Raw genomic sequence first — 18,613 nt, 5'->3', positions numbered from 1 at the left:
CGGTCCAGTCCGGCATGTTCCGAAACGGAGGACAACCATGAGCAACTCCTTCTCGAACATCCAGCAGTCGCACGTCTTCTTCGACGACGCCCCCGGGCTCAAGAACTACTACGAGGGCTGGGCGTCCCGGTACGACGTCGACCTGGCCGACCAGAAGTGGGTGGCGCCGCGCGTCGCCGCCGACTTCGTCCACCTCCTCGCCTCCGCCTACCTCTCGCGGGACGCGACCGTCCTCGACGCCGGCTGCGGCACGGGACTGGTCGGCACCGTGCTGCGGACCCTCGGCGACTACGTCATCGACGGGGTCGACCTGTCGGAGAACATGGCCGCCGAGGCCATCAGGACCAACGCGTACCGCACGGTGCACGGTGGCTTCGACCTCGCGGTGCCCGCCCGGGACCCGCGGCTGGACACGTACGACATCGTCGTCAGCAGCGGGGTGTTCACCCTCGGCCACGTCCGCCCGACGGCGCTGTTCACCCTCATCGAGTACGCCCGTCCCGGCGGCCTGGTCCTGGTCTCCACCCGCGGCAGCTACGCGGCCGAGACCGGCTTCGAGGACTTCGCCCTGTCGCCCGAGGTGAGGGTGCGGGCGGCGCTGGAGTCCAGGCTGCGCAACGCCCACTACATCGCCGAGGAGCGGGCGGACTACTGGGTCTTCCGCAAGGCGGGCGGGGTGGACTGACGGGCCGCACACCCCCGCCGCGCCGCCCGGCCGGGCCGCCGCCCCGCCCCCACCGGGCGGCCCGGCCGGTACCGGGGCACCGGACGGCGGACGGTCGACGCCGGGCGTCCGCGCGGGCGGGGTCGGTGCGCGGCACACCCCCGGGCCGCGCACCGTCCCCGCCCGCGCGGGCGCCCGTCCCGGCCGCCGGGCCCCGGGACGCCGGGACGCCGAGCCGCCGAGCCGCCGAGCCGCCGAGCCGCCGAGCCGCCGAGCCGCCGAGGGGGTGGTCCCCCTGCCCCCACACCACCATCCGAGGCGTGCCGTCCGTGCGTGTCGTCGTGACCGGTTCGATGGTGACCGAGCATCTGACGGTGTTCCCCGGACGCTTCGCCGGCCGGTTCCTCGACAACCGGCTGGAGCGGGTCTCCCCGCCGTTCCTCACCGACCGGCTGGAGGTGCGCCGGGGCGGGGTGGCCGCCGACATCGGTTTCGGGCCGGTCCCGCTCGGTCTCCACCCGCTCCCGGTCGGCACGGCGGGCGCGGACTTCGCCGAGGACGCCGCCCGGCTCCGCGCCCACGGCGTCGACACCTCCGCCGTACGGATCAGCGACCGTCCGCGCACCGCGCGGTCCGGCCGCACCACCGACGAGGACCGGAACCGGATCACCGCCTGCTACGCGGGCGCCATGGCCGAGGCGCCCCGGATCGACCTCGCCGACGTCACCGCGCGCCCCACCGGACCCGCCCTCGTCCTGATCGGAGCCGGCGATGCCGCCGCGACACCCCGGCACACCGGGACCGCCCGACTCCTCCGCCTCCCCCTCACCGCAGCCCCGTCCCGGCGAGTCGCCGGTCCGGTCCGGCCGCGGGCCCGTGAACCCGTCGACGGGGCCCACTGGTTGTTCACCAGCGAGTACGAGGCGGCGCTGCTGCTGGAACGCACCGGCTGGACGGAACGGCACCTCCTCGGCAGGGTCGGCACCTGGATCACGACGCTCGGCGCCGACGGGGTCTCCCTGGCCCCGCTCGGGCGCGCCCCGGCCGCGCGTATGGGCCGTCCCCGCCGCCGGGATCGCGGACTCCGCGGGCGACGCCTTCCGGCCGGGTTCCTGGCCGGTGCGGCCTGGCACTGGCCCGGCGAACGGGCCGCCCGCCTCGGCCGCGCCCCGGCCACCACCGCGCTGGAGTCGGCCTGGCGCCAAGGGGTACGCCGCTGCTCCCCTCCGGTCTGATCGCCCGCGTGGCGCGGGCCTAGGGAATCGAAGCGGCCCGTGCCGTCGAGCCCCGCCCCTCGGCCGTGCCCTGAGCCCCGGGGCGGCGGGGATCTGCGGCGCCCGGCCCATGGCCGCCGGACCCTCGGCGGAACGGGAACCGCCGCCGGCCTCCCGACCGACGGGGCGACAGGGCGGTGCCTTGCCCGGGTTACGGCGAACGGCCGCCCCGCGTCAGGCGATCCGGGAGCGCAGCGCCTCGGCGCAGAGCCGGCCCAGCGAGAGCGAGGACGGTGAGACGGGCAGCAGCGCCGCGGCCACCTCCCAGGCGTCGCGGACCATCCGGCGTGCCTCGGCCGCGCAGAGGTCGAGGGCTCCGCTGTCCGCGACGCGGCGGGCCGCCCGGGCGGCGCCGTCCGGATCCGGGCCGGAGCGCACCTCCTCCCAGAGGCGCCGGGCCTCCTCCCGGGGCAGCAGGGCGACGGCGCGCACGAGGGGGTGGGTGACCTTGCCGTTGAGGAGGTCCTCGCCCGGCCGCTTGGCCTCGGTCCCCCCGGGCCCGGCGCCCCGCAGGTCGGCGACGTCGTCGGTGATCTGGTAGGCGGTGCCGACGGCCCGGCCCAGGGCGGCGAGCGCGTCGCACTCCGCCGGACCCGCCCCCGCGACCAGGGCGGCGATCCGGAAGGACGCGGCCACCGGCTCGCCGGACTTCAACCGGTGGGTGAGGATGACGAGTTGCTCAAGTACGGCGGTGTCCCCCGTGTCCAGCGCGGCGGCCATCTCCTCGTGGTGGCCCTGGATGTCGAGCGCCTGGCCGGTGTGCGCAGCCTGGAGGGCGTCGAGGTAGGTCTCGTACACGGCGGTCCGCAGCGGCCCGTCGGCGGGCAGGGTCAGGCGGACGGCCCGGTACATGCTGAAGTACGCCATGGTGCCCGCGTTGATCGCGGTGGCGGTGCCGTGGACGAGGTGGGCGCTGGGACGGCCGCGGCGCAGCGGGGCGTCGTCCTGGATGTCGTCGACGATCAGCGATCCGGTGTGCAGGAGTTCGCAGGCCGCCCAGAGCGGCCCGTAGCGGCGGCCGTCCACGCCCAGCGCCTCGGCCGCGGTGGCCGCGAGCCTCGGCCGCCACCGCCGCCCGCCCTGGTCCACGGTCCCGCGCACGGGGGCGATGAGGGCCCTGTGCACCCGGTCCTGGAGGCGGCGGGCCGTCTCCTGCAGGAGGGGCCCCGCCGCCTCGGCGGTCAGCAGTTCCTCGGCGGTCCCGGGGTGCGGACGGGCCGGGTAGAGGCGCTCGATGTCGGGTTCCGGCGTCCACGGGGCGCCGGTGCCGGGACCGTGCGGGACCGTGTCCGGCCCGGCCGGGGCGGCCTCGTGGCCCTGGGGGCCGGCGAGCGGCCGGTGCCGACCCTGGTGGGGGTCGGTGCGGGGGCACGGAGTGCCGGGACGGGTGTCCCCGGCGGGCTGCCGCCCCTGGGGCGGAACCGTCTCGTGGGTGAGTTCGCCTTGCTGCCCGGCGGGCATCCGTCTCTCCATCCGTCTGTTCGGGGGAAGCTGTCCGCGGTGGCCGCCCGGTCGGGCGGCACCGGAGAGGGTGCGGGGCCGCGATGGGGGTGGTCCGCCGTTGAGCCGGGCCCCGCCGGGGGGTCGACGCCCCACCAGGTCCGGCCCCGGGGAGATCCGGGTTCCGGGGAGATCCGGGTTCCGGGGAGGTCCGGGCGCCGGGGTGACCACCCCCGCCCCGGTCCCGCCCGGTGAGCACCTCCCTGGCCGGCCCTCGGCATGGACCCTGCGTGCGGGTCCGCCGTGCCCGTAGGGGCCGTAGGGGCCGTAGGGGCCGTAGGGCCATGTCACCCCCCGGTGGTCCTCTCCATCGGTCCCCCGTCCGCCCGCGCCGCGCCCTCCGGGGGCTGTGCCGGGACGGGTGCCGCCGCGCCGTGGCGGTGCGGCCGGTGGTAGGAGCGGGTGCGCAGCCGCAGGACGGCCAGGGCGGCCGTCGCGGTCAGCGCGAACCACAGCAGCCCCCGGGCCGCGTAGGCGCCGGGCCAGGTCCCGGTAAAGGAGGCGGCCCAGGCAGCCTGGGACGGACCGTGCAGCGGCAGGAAGGGCAGGCCGGGCTGGTCGGCCGGGGGGTTCATCCCGGGGTTCTGGAGCCCGTTGTCGATGATGCTGGCCATGATGATCGCGAAGAAGCCCTCCAGCTCCCCCTTCAGCAGCGAGCCGAGCATGATCCCGATGCCGCCGAACGCGGCGTTCGCCGTGAAGAACGCCAGGACCAGCGCCCCGTACTGCCGTTGACCGAAGGACAGGTGCAGCAGCGTGGCCGCGTACAGCGCGAGCGCGGCGGCGATGACGAGCGCCGCCGCCACCTTCGCCGCCGTCAGATGGCGCCGCCGGTAGCCGGCCAGGACCAGGCGCCGGTCCATCGGGCCGGACTTGAACGCCTCCATGAAGGCCATGAACCCGGCGGTGACCGTGACCGCGTTCATCGCGCTGTTGATCTGCATCGTGCGGTTGTTGTCGGCCTCGATGTAGCCGCCGGCCGGGAACACCTGGAAGCGCAGCGTCACGTGGTACCCGCAGGTCCGCGTCATGAAGATCCACACCAGTGGGAAGGCGACGGCGAGCAGCAGCGCGAGGCGGTTGCGCGCGTGGGAGGCCAGGACGAAGCGCAGCGCCGTGGCGAAGGGGCGGCGCGCGGCGTTCATCCGGCCCGCACCCCCTCGGTCAGCCGTCCGTCGCGCAGCGCGTGGACCGAGTCGAAGTGCCCGAGGTCGTGCAGGAGATGGGAGACCACGACGAGGGCCTGGCCGTCGTCCCGCAACTCGCGGGCGAGGCGCCAGAACCGCTGGTGGGTGTCCCAGTCGAAGCCCTGATAGGGCTCGTCGAGGACCAGCAGCGCGGGCCGGTGCATCAGCGCCAGGACGAGGTTCAGCTTCTGCCGGGTGCCGCCCGACAGGGTCCCGGCCCGCCGTCCGAGGGCGTCCCGGCAGCCGAGCGCGGCCAGCAGCGCCGACGCCCGCCCCACGTCGGGCAGCCGGTAGGCCACCTGGAAGATCTCCAGGTGCTGGGCCACGGTCAGCAGGGGGTTGACGACGGTCTCCTGCGGGGAGTAGCCCACCTCGCCGTTCCGGCGCACCGAGCCCCGGTCGGGGGCCAGTTCGCCGACCATGGCCCGCAGCAGGGTGGTCTTCCCGGCGCCGTTCTCACCGACGACGCCGACGAGGCGGCCGGGTTCGACCACGAGGTCCACTCCGCGCAGCACGGCGCGCTTCCCGTAGGACTTCCACACCCCCTCCATGGACAGCGGCGGTCCCGCCCCGGGTACGCCCCGGCCCCTGTGCGCTCCGTTCCTCACGGAACTGCCAACGAGCGGACGGCGCACGGGACACGGGCGTCGCGCCGGACCGCCCGCGCACCACGTCCCCCGTCCCCCGTCCCGCTTGCCGCATCCAACTCCCATGGAAATCAAGGCGCTCCCGGATCGACGGCCTCCGGTCCCACCGGGCCGCCCGGCCCGCACCGGGCGGAGGACCGCCCGCTCCGACGGCGGCCGACACCCTGACCTGCGGTTCCCATCTCCGTTGCCACCGGGGGCCGTTGATCGGAACACCCGGTTCCGGCACCGTCCCGGGGCCGCGGCGCCCGCGGATTCACCCTCTTCCGGCACCCCGCCCCGCCGTCGCGCCGCCGACCCGACCGCGCCCGACCCCTTGACGGGGCCCGCCGCGCGGCTAAGGTCTAGACCTGCGTACGTAGGTCTAGACCTGCGCGGTGGGGCCGCCGGACCGGCGGCCCCGCGTTCCGGGGCGGGGCGGTTCGACGTGTATCGAAGAGAATGGAATGTCATGAACATGAAGAGGAAGGCGGCCATCGCGATCGGAGCGCTGGCCGCTCCGATGATCGCCCTCACCCTTCCGGTGAGCACGGCCAACGCCCACGGCTGGGTGGTCACCCCGAACAGCCGTCAGGACCAGTGCGCGACGGGCACGGTCAAGTGCGGCCAGATCAAGTACGAGCCCGCGAGCGTCGAGGGCCCGAAGGGCCTGCGCACCTGCAGCGGCGGCGACGCCCGCTGGGCCGACCTGGACGACGACAGCAAGGGCTGGAAGGTCCTGCCGGTCGCCACCAACCAGACCTTCACCTGGCGCATCGAGGCCCGGCACGCCACCTCCAACTGGCAGTACTTCATCGGCAACACGAAGCTCGCCGAGTTCTCCGGGCGGGGCGCCCAGCCCCCGGCCGAGGTCAGCCACCAGGTGAACTTCGGCAACTTCACCGGCAAGCAGAAGGTGCTCGCCGTCTGGAACATCGCCGACACCACCAACGCCTTCTACGCCTGCGTCGACGTCAACATCGGCGGCACCGGCGGGGGCGGCGGCGACAACGGCGGCGGTGACAACGGCGGCGGCGGCACCGGTGGCGGCGGCGACAACGGCGGCGGCGGCGAGCAGCCCGGCGACTGCACCGTGACGCCCTGGAACCGCGGCTCGGTCTACACCGGCGGCCAGACCATCTCGCACAAGGGCCACAACTGGCGCGCCAAGTGGTGGGTCCAGGGCGAGGAGCCCGGCACCACCGGCGAGTGGGGCGTCTGGGAGGACCTCGGCCCCTGCTAGGACCGGCCCTCGGACCGCCGCCCGCCGTGCGGCGTCCGGCACGCCCGCCCGGCGCGCGGCCGGAGCCGTCCCCGTCCGTCCGGTACGAGGACCCCGCTCCGCCGCGCGACGGCACGCGCCGCCGGACGCCGCACGGCCCGGCCACCGGCCGGACGACGGCACCGTGACGACAGGAACGGGCCCGCCGTGACCCCGTGTCACGGCGGGGGCCGGCGCGCCCCTCCGGGTGCGCGCCGGCCCCGCGCGCCCCCGGCGCCCCCACCGCACCGCCGCTTCTCGCACCGCCACCCCACCGGCCGACTCCTCCACCCCACAAGGAGCCCTCATGAGAACCCGACACCGCGTACTCGCCTGCGCCGTCGCCGCCCTGTTGGGCGGAGCGGGTGCGATGGCCACCCCCTCCTCCGCCGCGCAGGCGGCCAACCTGCTGGCCAACCCCGGCTTCGAGTCCGGAACCCTGTCGGACTGGTCCTGCTCGGGCGGGACCGGATCGGTCGTCAGCAGCCCGGTCCACGGCGGCACCAAGGCGCTGGCCGGCGCCGTGAGCGCCGGTGACAACGCCAAGTGCGCCCAGACCGTCGCCGTCGAGCCGAGCACGCAGTACACCCTGTCGGCCTGGGTGCGCGGCAACTACGCGTACCTCGGCGTCACCGGGGGCACCTCCACGTGGGCCGCCTCCGCCCCCGACTGGAAGCAGCTCAAGGTCACCTTCACCACCGGTGCCTCCCAGCGCACCGCCGAGGTCTTCCTGCACGGCTGGTACGGCCAGGGCACCTACTACGCCGACGACATCAGCCTGGACGGGCCGGGCGGCGGCGACGACCGCGAGGCCCCCTCCGTCCCCGGCTCCCCACGCGTCACCAGGACGTCCGCGACCAGCGTCTCGCTCGCCTGGAACGCCTCCACCGACAACATCGGTGTGACCGGCTACGACGTCTACCGCGACGGGGTCCTGGCGACCTCGGCGACGGGCACCAGCGCGACCGTCCAGGGCCTGACGCCCAGCACCGAGTACCGCTTCACCGTGCGGGCCAAGGACCGGGCGGGCAACGTGTCCGGGGACTCCGTGGTCGTCACCGCGAAGACCGGTGAGAAGGGCGACGACGGCGGCCGCTTCATCCAGGCCGCGCCGTACCTCTACCTCGGCTGGGGCAACCCGCCGAGCGCGACCGAGGTCATGAAGTCCACCGGCATCAAGTGGTACACGATGGCCTTCATCCTCGCGCAGAACGGGTGCAACCCGTCCTGGGACAGCCAGCGTCCGCTGACCGGCGGCGTGGACGAGACCACCATCCGGGCCATCCGGGCGGCCGGCGGCGACGTCGTCCCCTCGATCGGCGGCTGGAGCGGCAACAAGCTCGGCCCGAACTGCACCACCACCGAGGCCCTGGCCGGCGCCTACCAGAAGGTGATCGACGCCTACAAGCTCAAGGCGATCGACGTCGACATCGAGAACACCGACGAGTTCGAGAACGCGGCGGTGCAGGACCGCATCCTGGGCGCCCTGAAGATCGTCAAGCAGAACAACCCCGGCCTGCGGACGATCCTCACCTTCCCGACGCTCAACACCGGTCCCAACTCCTGGGGCAACCGCCTCATCGAGCGCTCCCAGGCCCTGGGCGCGGACATCGACAACTTCACCATCATGCCGTTCAACTTCGGCGGCCAGTCCGACATGTACGGCCACACGGTGCGGGCCACCGAGGGGCTCAAGACCAAGCTGATGTCGACCTTCGGCTGGACGGAGGCGGAGGCCTACGCCCACGTGGGCATCTCCGGCATGAACGACAACAGCGACGCCGGTGAGGTCACCACCGCGCAGATCTGGACGCAGATCCGCGACTGGTCCAACTCCCACCACATCGGCCGGCTGGCCTTCTGGGCGGTCAACCGCGACCGTCCGGAGTGGAAGTTCACCTCCATCACCGCCGGCTTCACCGGCTGATCCGAGGCGCGGGCCCGCGGGGCCGCCGGACCGTCCCCAGGTCCGGCGGCCCCGCTCCGCCGTGACCGCGGGACGGCCCGGCGTCAGGCGGCGGCGAGCGTGAGGATCACGCTGTCGCCGGTCGTGGTGATCTGCACGGCGGTCTCGCCACCGGTCGCGGTGAAGGTGCCGCCGATGTCGATCACGGTGTACTGGGCGCCCTTGAGGGCGGACCGGTAGGCGTCGAGCGTGGCCTCCGGGTCGTCCGTGCGGTACATGAGGACGTACGCGCCCTTGCCGCCCGTCACGGAGGTCAGCTCGCCCTCGGGCAGCGGCAGTCCGGCGGGCAGGTCGTCCGGGGCCTTCACCGCGGCGGGGGCGGCGTCGGAGGAACCGCCCGTACCTCCGGAGGCGTCGGTCCCACCGGTGGCGCCGGTGTCCGCGGCGCCGGCCTCCGAAGCGGTGGCGGCGGGCTTGTCGTCGCCGCTCCCGGTCGCCGAACCGTCACCGCCGCAGGCGGTCAGGCCGAGGACGACGGCGGCGGCGAGGGCGGCGAGCGGGGTGGTGCGCTTCCAGGACACGATGACTTCCCGTCAGATGGCGGATGGGTCGGTTCCGGGGAAGGCTGACACAGCGAATTGCTTTTTGACAAGTGTAAACTCCGCTCCTAGCGTGGGCCCATGGACCGGACTTCCACGACGCGCAACCAGGATCTCCAGCGCCAGTGGTACGGCACTCCGCTCGGCGAGCTCTGCCGGGACCTGTGCTCCCTGTTCGGGGTGACCCAGTCCGGTCTCGCGGAGATCCTCGGGGTCTCACCGGCCATGCTCAGCCTCGTCATGAGCGCCCAGCGCGCCCGGATCGCCAACCCCGACGCCGCGGCCCGCCTCTCGGCGGTGCTCCATCTCGCCCACGGCGTCCGCAGCGGCACGGTGCCGGCCGACGGCGTGCGGGAGCGGCTGGCGGCCATCCGCGTCAGCCGCACCCCGGGCCGGGACTCGCTGCGCACCGCCCCTCCCCCGCCGGTACCCACGCGGCCGGGTCCGTCCGCCGCGCGCGGTCCGGCCCGGGACGCCGACACGGGCTTCGTCCTGCGGCTGCGCTCCCTGCTCGGCTCGCGTTCCGGCCCGGCGGGGATCGAGGCGGCGGCGGCCCTCCTCGACACCGACCACCCCGGTCTGGCCGACCTCCTCCGCACCTGCGGCGCGGGAACGACCGACGAGGCCGTGGCCCTCGTCCGGTCCCCCGGCACCGGCGCGCCCGACAGGGACCGCGACGGGAACGGCCACGGACCGCACGACTGAGCCCCGGCGACCGGCGGGAGCGGCGGGAGCGCCCGCCGGAGACGCCGGGGCACGACGGTCACCGTCGTTGCGGCGGGAAACGGACGCCCCGCGCACGGCGCGTGGGCGCGGTCCCCGTGTGCCCCTCGCCCCGGTCGGGGCCCCGGCCCCCCGTACGGGTCCGGAAACGGCCGAGGGCCGGTTCGGATGTCCTCCGAACCGGCCCTGACCGACGACTCCCACGAGTCGGGACGACAGGATTTGAACCTGCGACCCCTTGACCCCCAGTCAAGTGCGCTACCAAGCTGCGCCACGTCCCGATGCGTGTACGGCGGCGGGGCGGGCCCCGGATTCCGTGTGATCACGCAGGTTGAACCCTACCCCATGGGGAGGCGCCGCCGGGCCTCCGGCCGGGCACGGTGCCGCGCGGGTCCGGCGGGGTCGCCCCGGCTCTGCCCGCTGATGTCGACCACCCGGGTCACGCCGAAGCGGTCGGCGCACATCCCGACGGTGTCGCCCCGCATCCGCTTCCCCGGCGGCGCCCCGGCGCCGCCGTCCGCCGAGAGCCCCTCCCCGTGGCCGCGCGGCTCGGCCTCGTCGTCCCCGCCGACGCCCATCGGGAAGGTGGTGCCGGGGCGGCGCTCCGGCCCGGGCGGGACGTCACCGGCCATCAGGGCGCAGCCGCTCGGCGTCTCCGGCACGGCGCGCACGACCCGCGCCGCCTCCGGGGCGCCGGCCCGCCCGAAGTCGCCATGGGTCCTGAGCGCGAGGGTGGCGCCGAGGACCTCCCGGTGGAACTCCCCGGCCGGGCGGGCGTCACCGTCGAACGGGACGTACGGGTAACGGCGCGAGATCATCGGACCGTCCGCGATCGGAATGAACGGTCCGTGCCCCGCACGCCGACGCGCGGCACCGGCGACGGCTCGGCGGAAGGGGCCGCGGGGCGCCCGGAAGAGGCGGCATGGCGTCGGCGGAGGCCGCCGTGGCCTCCCCCGCGCCGTGCCTGCCCGCGTCACCCCGCCCGTCCCGCCGCGCTCCGTCCTCCTTCCGTCGCGCCCCCTCCGTCACCCCCTTCCGTCACGCTCCGCAGGAGCGCAGGAAGCGGCGGGTGCGGACCGCGATCGGCAGGGGTGCCTCCGGGGCGCAGGGGTACATGTCCTGCTCGACGATGGCGAACAGGTCGGTCCCGAGTCCCTGGGCCGCCGTGAGCACCGGCCCCAGGTCGGGCACGCCGGACGGCGGCTCGCACATCACCCCGCGCGCCACGGCCGGGCCGAAGGGCACGCCCTCCGCCCGGACCCCGGCGAGGATCTCCGGGTCGACCTGTTTGAGGTGGAGGTAGCCGAGGCGCTCGCCGTAGGTCTCGATCAACTCGACGCTGTCGCCGCCGCAGTAGGCGTAGTGGCCGGTGTCCAGGCAGAGGCCGACCAGGTCGGGGTCGGTGGCGTCCAGGAAGCGGGTGACGTGCTCCTCGGTGTCGATGTGGGTGTCGGCGTGCGGATGGACGACGACCTCCAGCCCGTAGGCGTCCCGGACCTCGCGGCCCAGGCGTTCCATGCCCCGGGCGAGGTGGGCCCACTGCCCGGCGGTCAGCTCGGGCGGTTCCAGGATCTCGGCGGTCCGGTCGTCGCGCCAGAAGGAGGGGATGACGACGAGGTGCCGGGCGTCCACGGCGCGGGTCAGGGCGGCGACCCGGCGGACCTGCTCCCACGCCTCGTCCCAGGCGTCGGGGCCCCGGTGGAGCCCGCAGAAGACGGTGCCCGCCGAGACCCGCAGGCCGCGCCGGGCGACCTCGTCGGCGAGGCGGGCCGGATCCGTGGGGAGGTACCCGTAGGGGCCCAGTTCGATCCAGGCGTAGCCGGCCTCCGCGACCTCGTCGAGGAAGCGTTCCCAGGGGACCTGGCGGGGGTCGTCGGGGAACCAGACGCCCCAGGAGTCGGGCGCCGAGCCGACGCGGATGCGGTCCAGGGCGGAGGACATGTCGGGTCTTCCCTTCGGCGTGCGACGGACGGGGGCGGGACCCGGACGGATCCGGTCGCCGCCACCCGGCGTCGACCGGGCCCTTCCGGGGGACCTACTGGAGGGACGGCAGCCACCGCCCGGTCCGAGGAGCCCCGTACATGACCGAGTCAGCGCAGGTCTTCGATCTGATCACGATGGGACGGGTGGGAGTCGATCTCTACCCCCTGCAAACGGGTGTACCCCTGGCCGAGGTGGAGACGTTCGGCCGGTTCCTCGGCGGCTCGGCCGCCAACGTGGCGGTCGCCGCCGCCCGGCTGGGCCGCTCCGTCGCACTGATCACCCGCACCGGTGACGACCCGTTCGGCGGCTATCTGCGCCGCGCGCTGGCGGAGTTCGGCGTGGACGGCCGCTGGGTGCGGGCGGTCGCCGCCTACCCGACCCCGGTGACCTTCTGCGAGATCTTCCCGCCCGACGACTTCCCCCTCTACTTCTACCGCCGCCCCAAGGCCCCCGACCTGGAGATCAACCCCGGGGAGCTGGACCTCGCGGCGATCCGGGCGGCCCGGGTGTTCTGGGTGACCGGCACCGGTCTCAGCGAGGAGCCGAGCCGTACGGCGACGCTGGAGGCGCTCGCCCACCGCGCGAAGTCCGGCACCACCGTCCTGGACCTGGACTGGCGGCCGATGTTCTGGAGCAGCCCCGACGACGCCCGGCCGTACTACGCGCGGGCCCTGCGGCACGCGACGGTCGCCGTCGGCAACGTCGCCGAGTGCGAGGTCGCCACGGGGCTGCGCGAGCCGCGCGCCTGCGCCGAGGCGCTGCTGGCGGCGGGGGTGGAGCTGGCCGTCGTCAAGCGGGGGCCGGCCGGGGTCCTGGCCGCGCACCGGGACGGACGGACCGTCGAGGTGCCGCCGGTGCCGGTGGAGGTCGTCAACGGGCTGGGCGCGGGCGACGCCTTCGGCGGCTCGCTGTGCCACGGGCTGCTCTCCGGCTGGGACCTGGAGCGGACCGTGCGCCGGGCCAACGCCGCGGGCGCGCTGGTCGCCTCGCGGCTCGCCTGCTCGTCCGCGATGCCCACGGAGCCGGAGATCGACGGCCTCCTCACGGGCGCGGCGCCGTGAGGCGCACCGGCGGACGGGCCACCGCGCGCGAAGACGCGCGCCGGAGCGCGGGCCATGACGCGCCGTGACGCGCACCCGCGAGTGGGCCCCGCACCGTGCCGTCCGGGACCCGCCGTGGCGGCGCCCCAGCGGTGCCCGTCCCCCGAACCGCACTGCCGGACTCGCCGGGAGCCCGGGCAGGACCCGTCCGGGACCCGCCCGGGAGGGCCCCGCCACGCCGCCGCGGCGGCGGCACAGGGCATGGTGGGGGCGGGGCACCGCGCCGCCCGGACCGGGCCGGCGCGGAAGGGGCCGCGGCCGCGGCCCCCGTCCCGCCGTGACCGAGGAGAGGACCGATGACGCACCACCTCCCCGCGGGCAGCGCCGCGAGCGGCCCGTATCTCGTGGACGTGACGCCCCGTACGGCCGACTGGGGCCACGCGTCCCTGCGGGTGATCGGCCTTCCGCCGGGCGGCAGCCACCGCTTCGACAGCGGCGGCAGCGAATGGATCGTCCTCCCGCTCAGCGGCGGCTGCACGGTCACCACCGGGCCCGCCACCACCGGGCCGGCCACCGACGCGGCGGACACCGCCCCCGGCAGCCTCATCCCGGCGGACACCACCGGGACCGCCCCCGCGGTGGCCTCCCCCGGGCCCGGCGCTCCCCCGGACGCCGCCCGCCCGGGGCCCGCCGCCGGGGCCGGGCCGGACGCGCGGCGGACCATCCGGCTCACCGGCCGCGACAGCGTCTTCGACGGGGTGAGCGACTTCGCCTACGTGCCGCGCGACACCCGCGCCACCGTGGCCTCCGAGGGCGGCGGACGGTTCGCGCTCGCCGGGGCCCGCTGCGACCGGCGGCTGCCCGCCCGCCACGGCCCCGCGCACCGGGTGCCCGTCGAGCTGCGGGGCTCCGGGAGCTGCTCGCGGCAGGTCAACAACTTCGCCGCGGCCGACGCCTTCCCCTGCGACCGGCTGATCGCGGTCGAGGTGCTGACCCCCGGCGGCAACTGGTCCTCCTTCCCGCCCCACAAGCACGACCGGCACCGCCCCGGCGAGGAGTCGGAGCTGGAGGAGGTCTACTACTTCGAGTTCGCCGCCCACGACGGCGTCCCCGGCCTCGGCTACCAGCGGGTCAGCCCGTCCGGGGCGGGCAGGGGGACGGACGTGCTGGCCGAGGTCCGCGACGGGGACGTGGTGCTGGTCCCGGACGGCTGGCACGGGCCCTCGATGGCCGTGCCCGGCCACCACATGTACTACCTCAACGTGATGGCCGGGCCCGTCGACGAGCGCGCCTGGCTGATCCGCGACCACCCGGACCACGCCTGGGTCCGCGACACCTGGCCCGGAACGCCGGCCGACCCCCGGCTCCCCCTCTACAGCGCACCGGAGCGTCCCGCATGAGCACCGCCACCCACCGGCTCACCACCGCCCAGGCCCTCGTGCGCTTCCTGGCCGCCCAGTACACCGAACGCGACGGCGTGCGGCACCGGTCGATCACCGGTATCCGGGGCATCCTCGGCCACGGCAACGTGGCCGGGCTCGGCCAGGCCCTGGTCGAGTACGCCGGGCTGCTGCCGTTCCACCAGGGCCGCAACGAACAGGCCATGGTGCACGCGGCCGTCGGGCACGCGCGGCGGCTCGGCCGGCTGTCGGCGCAGGCGGTGACGACCTCCATCGGTCCGGGCGCCACCAACCTCGTCACCGGGGCCGCGCTCGCCACCGTCAACCGGCTGCCCGTCCTGCTGCTGCCCGGCGACTACTTCGCCGCGCACCCCGCCGACCCGCTGCTCCAGCAGCTCGAACACCCGGTCGGTGCCGACGTCTCCGTCAACGACACGCTGCGGCCGGTGTCCCGCTACTTCGACCGCCTCACCCGCCCCGAGGCGCTGCTCGCCTCCGCCCCGGCCGCGATGCGGGTGCTGACCGACCCCGCCGAGACGGGCGCGGTGACCCTCGCGCTCCCCCAGGACGTCCAGGTCCAGGCGTACGACTGGCCCGCGGAGTTCTTCGCCGACCGGGTCTGGCGGGTGCGCCGCCCCGCGCCCGATCCCGTCGAACTCGCCGACGCCGTACGGGCGGTGCGGTCCGCGGCGCGCCCGCTGATCGTCGCGGGCGGCGGGGTGCGGCACAGCGGGGCCGAGGCGGCGCTGCGGGCCCTGGCGGACGCCACCGGCATCCCCGTCGCCTCCACCCAGTCCGGGAAGGGCTCGCTGCGCCACGACCACCCGGCCGACATGGGCGGCATCGGCCACACCGGCACCGCCGTCGCCGACGAACTGGCCCGCACCGCCGACCTGGTGATCGGTGTCGGCACCCGGTACACCGACTTCACCACCGCCTCCGGGACGCTGTTCCGGCGCCCGGACGTCCGCTTCCTCAACCTCAACATCACCGCCTTCGACGCCCACAAGCTCGCCGCGCGCACCCTGGTGTGCGACGCCCGGACGGGGCTCATCGCGCTGGCCGAGGGGCTGTCCGGGCACCGGGTGGCACCGGTCTACGAGGCGGAGTACCGGGCGGGCAGGGCCCGTTGGGAGGAGACGGTGGTCTCCGCGTTCGCCGCCGGCGACGGGAGCGGGGTGCCGACCCAGACTCAGGTGCTCGGCGCGCTCGACGCGGTGGTGGGCGACGAGGACGTGGTGGTCAACGCGGCCGGCTCGCTCCCCGGGGACCTGCACCGGCTCTGGCGGGCCCGCTCCCCGCACCAGTACCACGTGGAGTACGGCTACTCCTGCATGGGCTATGAAATCCCGGCCGCCCTCGGGGTGCTCCAGGCGGCGCCGGGAACGCCGGTGTGGGCGCTGGTCGGGGACGGCACCTATCTGATGAACCCGACCGAGATCGTGACCGCCGTCCAGGAGAACCTGCCGCTCAGGCTGGTCCTGGTGCAGAACCACGGCTACGCCTCCATCGGCGGGCTGTCGGAGGCGGTGGGCGCCGGGGGCTTCGGCACCGCCTTCCGCCACCGCGCCGCCGACGGCTCGTTCACCGGGGCGCCGCTGCCGGTCGACCTCGCCGCGAACGCGGCCAGTCTGGGCATGGCGGTGCTGCGCGCCCGCACGGTAGGGGAGTTGCGCGAGGCGCTGGCGGTGGCACGCGACGCCGACCGGCCGACCTGCGTGTACGTCGAGACGGCGCCGGACCCGGCGGCCCCCGGCGCCCACGCCTGGTGGGACGTGCCGGTCGCGGAGGTGTCGGCGCTGCCGTCCACCACCGCCGCGCGCGCCCGCTACGAGCGGGAGGCCGCGGCCCGGCGGCACCGTCTCTGACCCGGCGGGCGAAGGGCGCCGCCCGGTCCGCGCGGACCCTCCCCGTGCCGTGACCCGGCGCTCACGCGCCCGCACCGCCCCCGCCCGGCGTTCGCGGCCCCGAGGCCCGGCGCCCGCGTCCACCCCCGTGGGCCGCGGGTGCCCGGTCCGGGACCGGCGCCGGGGCGCGGGTCAGTGGGCCGCGTCCAGCCGGGCCCGCTGGTCGGCGGTCAGCTCCAGGTCCACGGCCGCGAGGTTCTCCTCCAGCTGGGCCGTCGTCGAGGCCCCGGCGAGCGGCACGATGGGCAGTTCCGCGCCGATCTGCCAGGCCAGGACGACCTGGTTGGCGGTGGCGCCGGTCTCCCGGGCGATGTCGCGGAGCACCGCGAGCCGGGCCGGGGTGCCCGGGTGGTCGTAGTCGGGCGCCGGGGGCTTGTCCTCGCGGACGTAGGCCCCGGCCAGCAGGGGCGAGTACGCGACGAGCGTGAGACCGGGCTCGGCCCGCAGATAGCCGATGAGGTCCGGGCCCGCGTGGCCGAGGCTGCCGTCCGGGAACAGTCCGCTGGGCACGTCGAAGCGCGGGCGCAGCAGGCTGTGCTGGTACTGGAGCACCTCGTAGCCCGGCAGTCCGGCCGCGGCGGCCAGGGCGCGGGCCCGTTCGACGCGCCAGGCGGCCTGGTTGCTGACGCCGAGCAGCCCGACGGTGCCCTCCTCGACGAGGGCCCCGAAGGCCGTCACGGTCTCCTCCTGGGGGACGGAGGGGTCGTCGATGTGGGCGTACAGCAGGTCCAGCCGCTCCACGCCGAGCCGTTCGCGGCTGCGGTCGGCGGCCTCGCGGATGATCCCGGCCGACAGGCCCTCCGGGTTGTCGAGGAAGCCGGTGCCGGGGGCGAGGGGGCGGGCGCCGAGCTTGGTGGCGACGAGGACCTCGTCGCCGACGCCCCGGCTGCGCCGCCAGCGGCCGAGCAGTTCCTCGCTCTGCCCGCCCTGGCCGCCGTCGTGCCAGTAGGCGTAGTTGTCGGAGGTGTCGATGAGGGTGCCGCCGGCCTCGACGTAGCGGTCCAGCAGCGCGAACGAGGTCCGCTCGTCCGTGAACGACCCGAACAGCATCGCGCCGAGGGCCAGCACGCTCACCTCGCGCCGGCGTGCCGGATCGGTGCCGATGACGCGGTACTTCATAGCGGTTCCTCCGTGGTTCTCCGGCCCGGTCCTCCGGGCACGGGAGGAGTCTTCAGGCTGGAGCGCACTCGAAGTCAAGCCCCGTCCGGGGATGCTATGTTCGCGGCGGTTCACGCCCTTCCGGCGCCGCACCGGCGCGCCGTCCCGGAACGGGTCCGACAGGGAGGGACCCTCTTGACCAGCCGTGTGTTCCTGGTGGCGCCCGCGCTCAACTCCTCGGCGCGGCAGGCCCGGTTCGACGACGATGCGCCGCTCGACGAGGCCGGCCGCGCCCAGGCGGCACGCGCCGCGCGGTCGCTGCCGTCCGCCCCCGTGGTGGTGGTCTCACCGACGGCGCGGGCGCGGGAGACGGCGGCGGCGCTCGGGCTCGCGGGCGAGGAGGTGGCGGCGCTCGGTCCGCTGGACGTCGGCGCCTGGCGGGGCCGCACCCTCGACGAGGTCACCGGGGCGGACCCCGGGGCGGTGGCCCGCTGGCTGGGCGATCCGGAGTCGGCGCCGCACGGGGGCGAGTCGTTGGCGGAGCTGTGCGCGCGGGTCGGGGACTGGCTGGCCGGGGTGGGGGCGACGGACGGCCGGGTCCTCGCGGTGGTGGAGCCCGATGTCGTGCGGGCCGCGGTGACCCGGGCGCTGGGCGCGCCGCCGCCGGTGTTCTGGCGGCTGGACGTGCTCCCCCTGACGGTGACGGTGCTGACCGGCCGGTCGGGCCGCTGGAACCTGCGCCCGGGCACGGCCCTGTGCCCACCGGGAACACGGAGGGAGGAGCCCGGAGGGTCCTCCTGACCGTCCTCTCGGTCCTCTCGGTCCTCTCGGTCCTCTCCGTCCTCTCCGCCGTGTCCGTACTCTCCACCGTGTCCGCCATGTCCGCCGTGGGCACGGAGCGCCGGGCGGGTGGTGCGACGGGGCGCGGACCGGACCGGGCGGGATGTCGGCCCTCGGGTCGCGCGGGTGGCACTTCCCGAGGGTGACGCGCCTCCGGCCCGCTCCGGCGGCGCCTCGGCCGGCAGCGGGTTGAGCCGCGGGGTCCTCTCCCGGTTCCCACCGAAGCGCTTCTCCGGCGCGATGCCGCTGCCCGCCGGGAGGCCCACCTCGTACAGCGCCGTGCCCGCCCGCGGACAGAGGGCCGGAGGCGGGGCGGCGTGGACTCCGACAGGACTGCCCCCGGCGACGGCGGCGGCGGCGGCTCGACCGGGTGGGGCGGCCCTGATCCGGTCCGCGGGCCGGAAGGCCGGGCCGGAGGCCGGCAGTCGGGCCGGGGACCGGTCCCCGCCGGTGGCCGACCGGGGCGGTGGGCCGCAGCGGCCGGGCCGCCGCCACCGCCGCGGGACCACGGTCCCCCGGGCCGCCCCCGCACCCGCGCTTCCAGGAGCCCGCCCGGCCACGATCCGGCGACTGTCCCACCGCCCCACCGCTCCGCCACGGCCGCC

At 75.9% G+C, this 18,613-nt stretch carries 16 protein-coding genes and 1 tRNA gene; 9 read left to right on the top strand and 8 right to left on the bottom strand.

The window, feature by feature from the left end; all coding sequences use genetic code 11:
* The first annotated feature begins 37 nt into the window (after positions 1-37).
* Both ACZ7LB_RS29920 and ACZ7LB_RS29915 read left to right on the top strand, forming a co-directional pair.
* On the top strand, positions 38-685 hold the full coding sequence (locus ACZ7LB_RS29920; protein WP_471472507.1) for a class I SAM-dependent DNA methyltransferase: 648 nt from the start codon (positions 38-40) through the stop codon (positions 683-685).
* Between the two features lie 299 nt (positions 686-984).
* Positions 985-1,899 (top strand): PfkB family carbohydrate kinase, encoded by a 915-nt coding sequence (locus ACZ7LB_RS29915; RefSeq protein ID WP_471472505.1) that lies wholly within the window; start codon positions 985-987, stop codon positions 1,897-1,899.
* 213 nt (positions 1,900-2,112) lie between these two features.
* Here the strand turns inward: ACZ7LB_RS29915 and ACZ7LB_RS29910 are convergent, their stop codons facing one another.
* From ACZ7LB_RS29910 to ACZ7LB_RS29900, 3 genes are all read right to left on the bottom strand, one after another.
* On the bottom strand, positions 2,113-3,399 hold the full coding sequence (locus tag ACZ7LB_RS29910; protein WP_471472503.1) for a polyprenyl synthetase family protein: 1,287 nt from the start codon (positions 3,397-3,399) through the stop codon (positions 2,113-2,115).
* 326 nt (positions 3,400-3,725) lie between these two features.
* Positions 3,726-4,583 (bottom strand): hypothetical protein, encoded by an 858-nt coding sequence (locus ACZ7LB_RS29905; protein ID WP_471472501.1) that lies wholly within the window; start codon positions 4,581-4,583, stop codon positions 3,726-3,728.
* Entirely contained in the window at positions 4,580-5,176 is a 597-nt protein-coding gene (locus ACZ7LB_RS29900; RefSeq protein ID WP_471472499.1) for an ABC transporter ATP-binding protein, read from the bottom strand. Before ACZ7LB_RS29900 ends, ACZ7LB_RS29905 begins: the two co-directional genes overlap by 4 nt.
* Before the next feature lie 547 nt (positions 5,177-5,723).
* Here ACZ7LB_RS29900 and ACZ7LB_RS29895 point away from each other — a divergent pair.
* A complete protein-coding gene (locus tag ACZ7LB_RS29895) occupies positions 5,724-6,494 on the top strand; it encodes a lytic polysaccharide monooxygenase (RefSeq protein ID WP_471472497.1) in 771 nt (256 codons plus the stop codon).
* Between the two features lie 325 nt (positions 6,495-6,819).
* Positions 6,820-8,439, top strand: a complete 1,620-nt coding sequence (locus ACZ7LB_RS29890; RefSeq protein ID WP_471472495.1) for a carbohydrate binding domain-containing protein — start codon at positions 6,820-6,822, stop codon at positions 8,437-8,439.
* An 83-nt stretch (positions 8,440-8,522) separates the two neighbouring features.
* Here ACZ7LB_RS29890 and ACZ7LB_RS29885 read toward each other — a convergent pair whose 3' ends face one another.
* Positions 8,523-8,999, bottom strand: coding sequence for a hypothetical protein (locus ACZ7LB_RS29885; RefSeq protein WP_471472493.1), 477 nt, complete (start codon positions 8,997-8,999; stop codon positions 8,523-8,525).
* A 99-nt stretch (positions 9,000-9,098) separates the two neighbouring features.
* Between ACZ7LB_RS29885 and ACZ7LB_RS29880 the strand changes: the two genes are divergently transcribed.
* Complete coding sequence (locus ACZ7LB_RS29880; protein WP_471472491.1) at positions 9,099-9,722, top strand: DNA-binding protein; 624 nt, start codon at positions 9,099-9,101, stop codon at positions 9,720-9,722.
* A 225-nt stretch (positions 9,723-9,947) separates the two neighbouring features.
* Here ACZ7LB_RS29880 and ACZ7LB_RS29875 read toward each other — a convergent pair.
* The 3 genes from ACZ7LB_RS29875 to ACZ7LB_RS29865 all read right to left on the bottom strand — a co-directional run bounded on the left by ACZ7LB_RS29875 (position 9,948) and on the right by ACZ7LB_RS29865 (position 11,681).
* Positions 9,948-10,021, bottom strand: a tRNA-Pro gene (locus ACZ7LB_RS29875).
* A 57-nt stretch (positions 10,022-10,078) separates the two neighbouring features.
* On the bottom strand, positions 10,079-10,558 hold the full coding sequence (locus tag ACZ7LB_RS29870) for a VOC family protein (RefSeq protein ID WP_471472489.1): 480 nt from the start codon (positions 10,556-10,558) through the stop codon (positions 10,079-10,081).
* Between the two features lie 220 nt (positions 10,559-10,778).
* Positions 10,779-11,681 (bottom strand): sugar phosphate isomerase/epimerase family protein, encoded by a 903-nt coding sequence (locus ACZ7LB_RS29865; RefSeq protein ID WP_471472487.1) that lies wholly within the window; start codon positions 11,679-11,681, stop codon positions 10,779-10,781.
* Positions 11,682-11,821: 140 nt separating this feature from the next.
* On the opposite strand from ACZ7LB_RS29865, the gene iolC reads away from it, so the two are divergent.
* The 3 genes from iolC to iolD all read left to right on the top strand — a co-directional run bounded on the left by iolC (position 11,822) and on the right by iolD (position 16,031).
* Positions 11,822-12,784: a 5-dehydro-2-deoxygluconokinase gene (iolC, locus tag ACZ7LB_RS29860; RefSeq protein ID WP_471472485.1), complete on the top strand. Its 963-nt coding sequence runs from the start codon at positions 11,822-11,824 to the stop codon at positions 12,782-12,784.
* Between the two features lie 335 nt (positions 12,785-13,119).
* Positions 13,120-14,163, top strand: a complete 1,044-nt coding sequence (gene iolB / locus ACZ7LB_RS29855; protein ID WP_471472483.1) for a 5-deoxy-glucuronate isomerase — start codon at positions 13,120-13,122, stop codon at positions 14,161-14,163.
* Positions 14,160-16,031: a 3D-(3,5/4)-trihydroxycyclohexane-1,2-dione acylhydrolase (decyclizing) gene (gene iolD, locus ACZ7LB_RS29850; RefSeq protein WP_471472481.1), complete on the top strand. Its 1,872-nt coding sequence runs from the start codon at positions 14,160-14,162 to the stop codon at positions 16,029-16,031. Before iolB ends, iolD begins: the two co-directional genes overlap by 4 nt.
* 171 nt (positions 16,032-16,202) lie before the next feature.
* On the opposite strand, the gene ACZ7LB_RS29845 is transcribed toward iolD, so the two are convergent.
* Positions 16,203-17,189: an aldo/keto reductase gene (locus ACZ7LB_RS29845; protein WP_471472479.1), complete on the bottom strand. Its 987-nt coding sequence runs from the start codon at positions 17,187-17,189 to the stop codon at positions 16,203-16,205.
* A 174-nt stretch (positions 17,190-17,363) separates the two neighbouring features.
* On the opposite strand from ACZ7LB_RS29845, the gene ACZ7LB_RS29840 reads away from it, so the two are divergent.
* Complete coding sequence (locus ACZ7LB_RS29840; protein WP_471472477.1) at positions 17,364-17,969, top strand: histidine phosphatase family protein; 606 nt, start codon at positions 17,364-17,366, stop codon at positions 17,967-17,969.
* The last annotated feature ends 644 nt before the right edge of the window (positions 17,970-18,613 follow it).

The sequence above is a fragment of the Streptomyces sp. NPDC107521 genome (genome assembly GCF_055598485.1).
This window is presented reverse-complemented; position numbering and strand designations above follow the sequence as displayed.

Coding starts and splice junctions, on each gene's coding strand:
- ACZ7LB_RS29870 (WP_471472489.1), bottom strand. CDS start 10,558: ATGATCTCGCGCCGTTACCCGTACGTCCCGTTCGACGGTGACGCCCGC.
- ACZ7LB_RS29845 (WP_471472479.1), bottom strand. CDS start 17,189: ATGAAGTACCGCGTCATCGGCACCGATCCGGCACGCCGGCGCGAGGTG.
- iolB (WP_471472483.1), top strand. CDS start 13,120: ATGACGCACCACCTCCCCGCGGGCAGCGCCGCGAGCGGCCCGTATCTC.
- ACZ7LB_RS29900 (WP_471472499.1), bottom strand. CDS start 5,176: ATGGAGGGGGTGTGGAAGTCCTACGGGAAGCGCGCCGTGCTGCGCGGA.
- iolD (WP_471472481.1), top strand. CDS start 14,160: ATGAGCACCGCCACCCACCGGCTCACCACCGCCCAGGCCCTCGTGCGC.
- iolC (WP_471472485.1), top strand. CDS start 11,822: ATGACCGAGTCAGCGCAGGTCTTCGATCTGATCACGATGGGACGGGTG.
- ACZ7LB_RS29865 (WP_471472487.1), bottom strand. CDS start 11,681: ATGTCCTCCGCCCTGGACCGCATCCGCGTCGGCTCGGCGCCCGACTCC.
- ACZ7LB_RS29880 (WP_471472491.1), top strand. CDS start 9,099: ATGGACCGGACTTCCACGACGCGCAACCAGGATCTCCAGCGCCAGTGG.
- ACZ7LB_RS29905 (WP_471472501.1), bottom strand. CDS start 4,583: ATGAACGCCGCGCGCCGCCCCTTCGCCACGGCGCTGCGCTTCGTCCTG.
- ACZ7LB_RS29895 (WP_471472497.1), top strand. CDS start 5,724: ATGAACATGAAGAGGAAGGCGGCCATCGCGATCGGAGCGCTGGCCGCT.
- ACZ7LB_RS29910 (WP_471472503.1), bottom strand. CDS start 3,399: ATGCCCGCCGGGCAGCAAGGCGAACTCACCCACGAGACGGTTCCGCCC.
- ACZ7LB_RS29890 (WP_471472495.1), top strand. CDS start 6,820: ATGAGAACCCGACACCGCGTACTCGCCTGCGCCGTCGCCGCCCTGTTG.
- ACZ7LB_RS29920 (WP_471472507.1), top strand. CDS start 38: ATGAGCAACTCCTTCTCGAACATCCAGCAGTCGCACGTCTTCTTCGAC.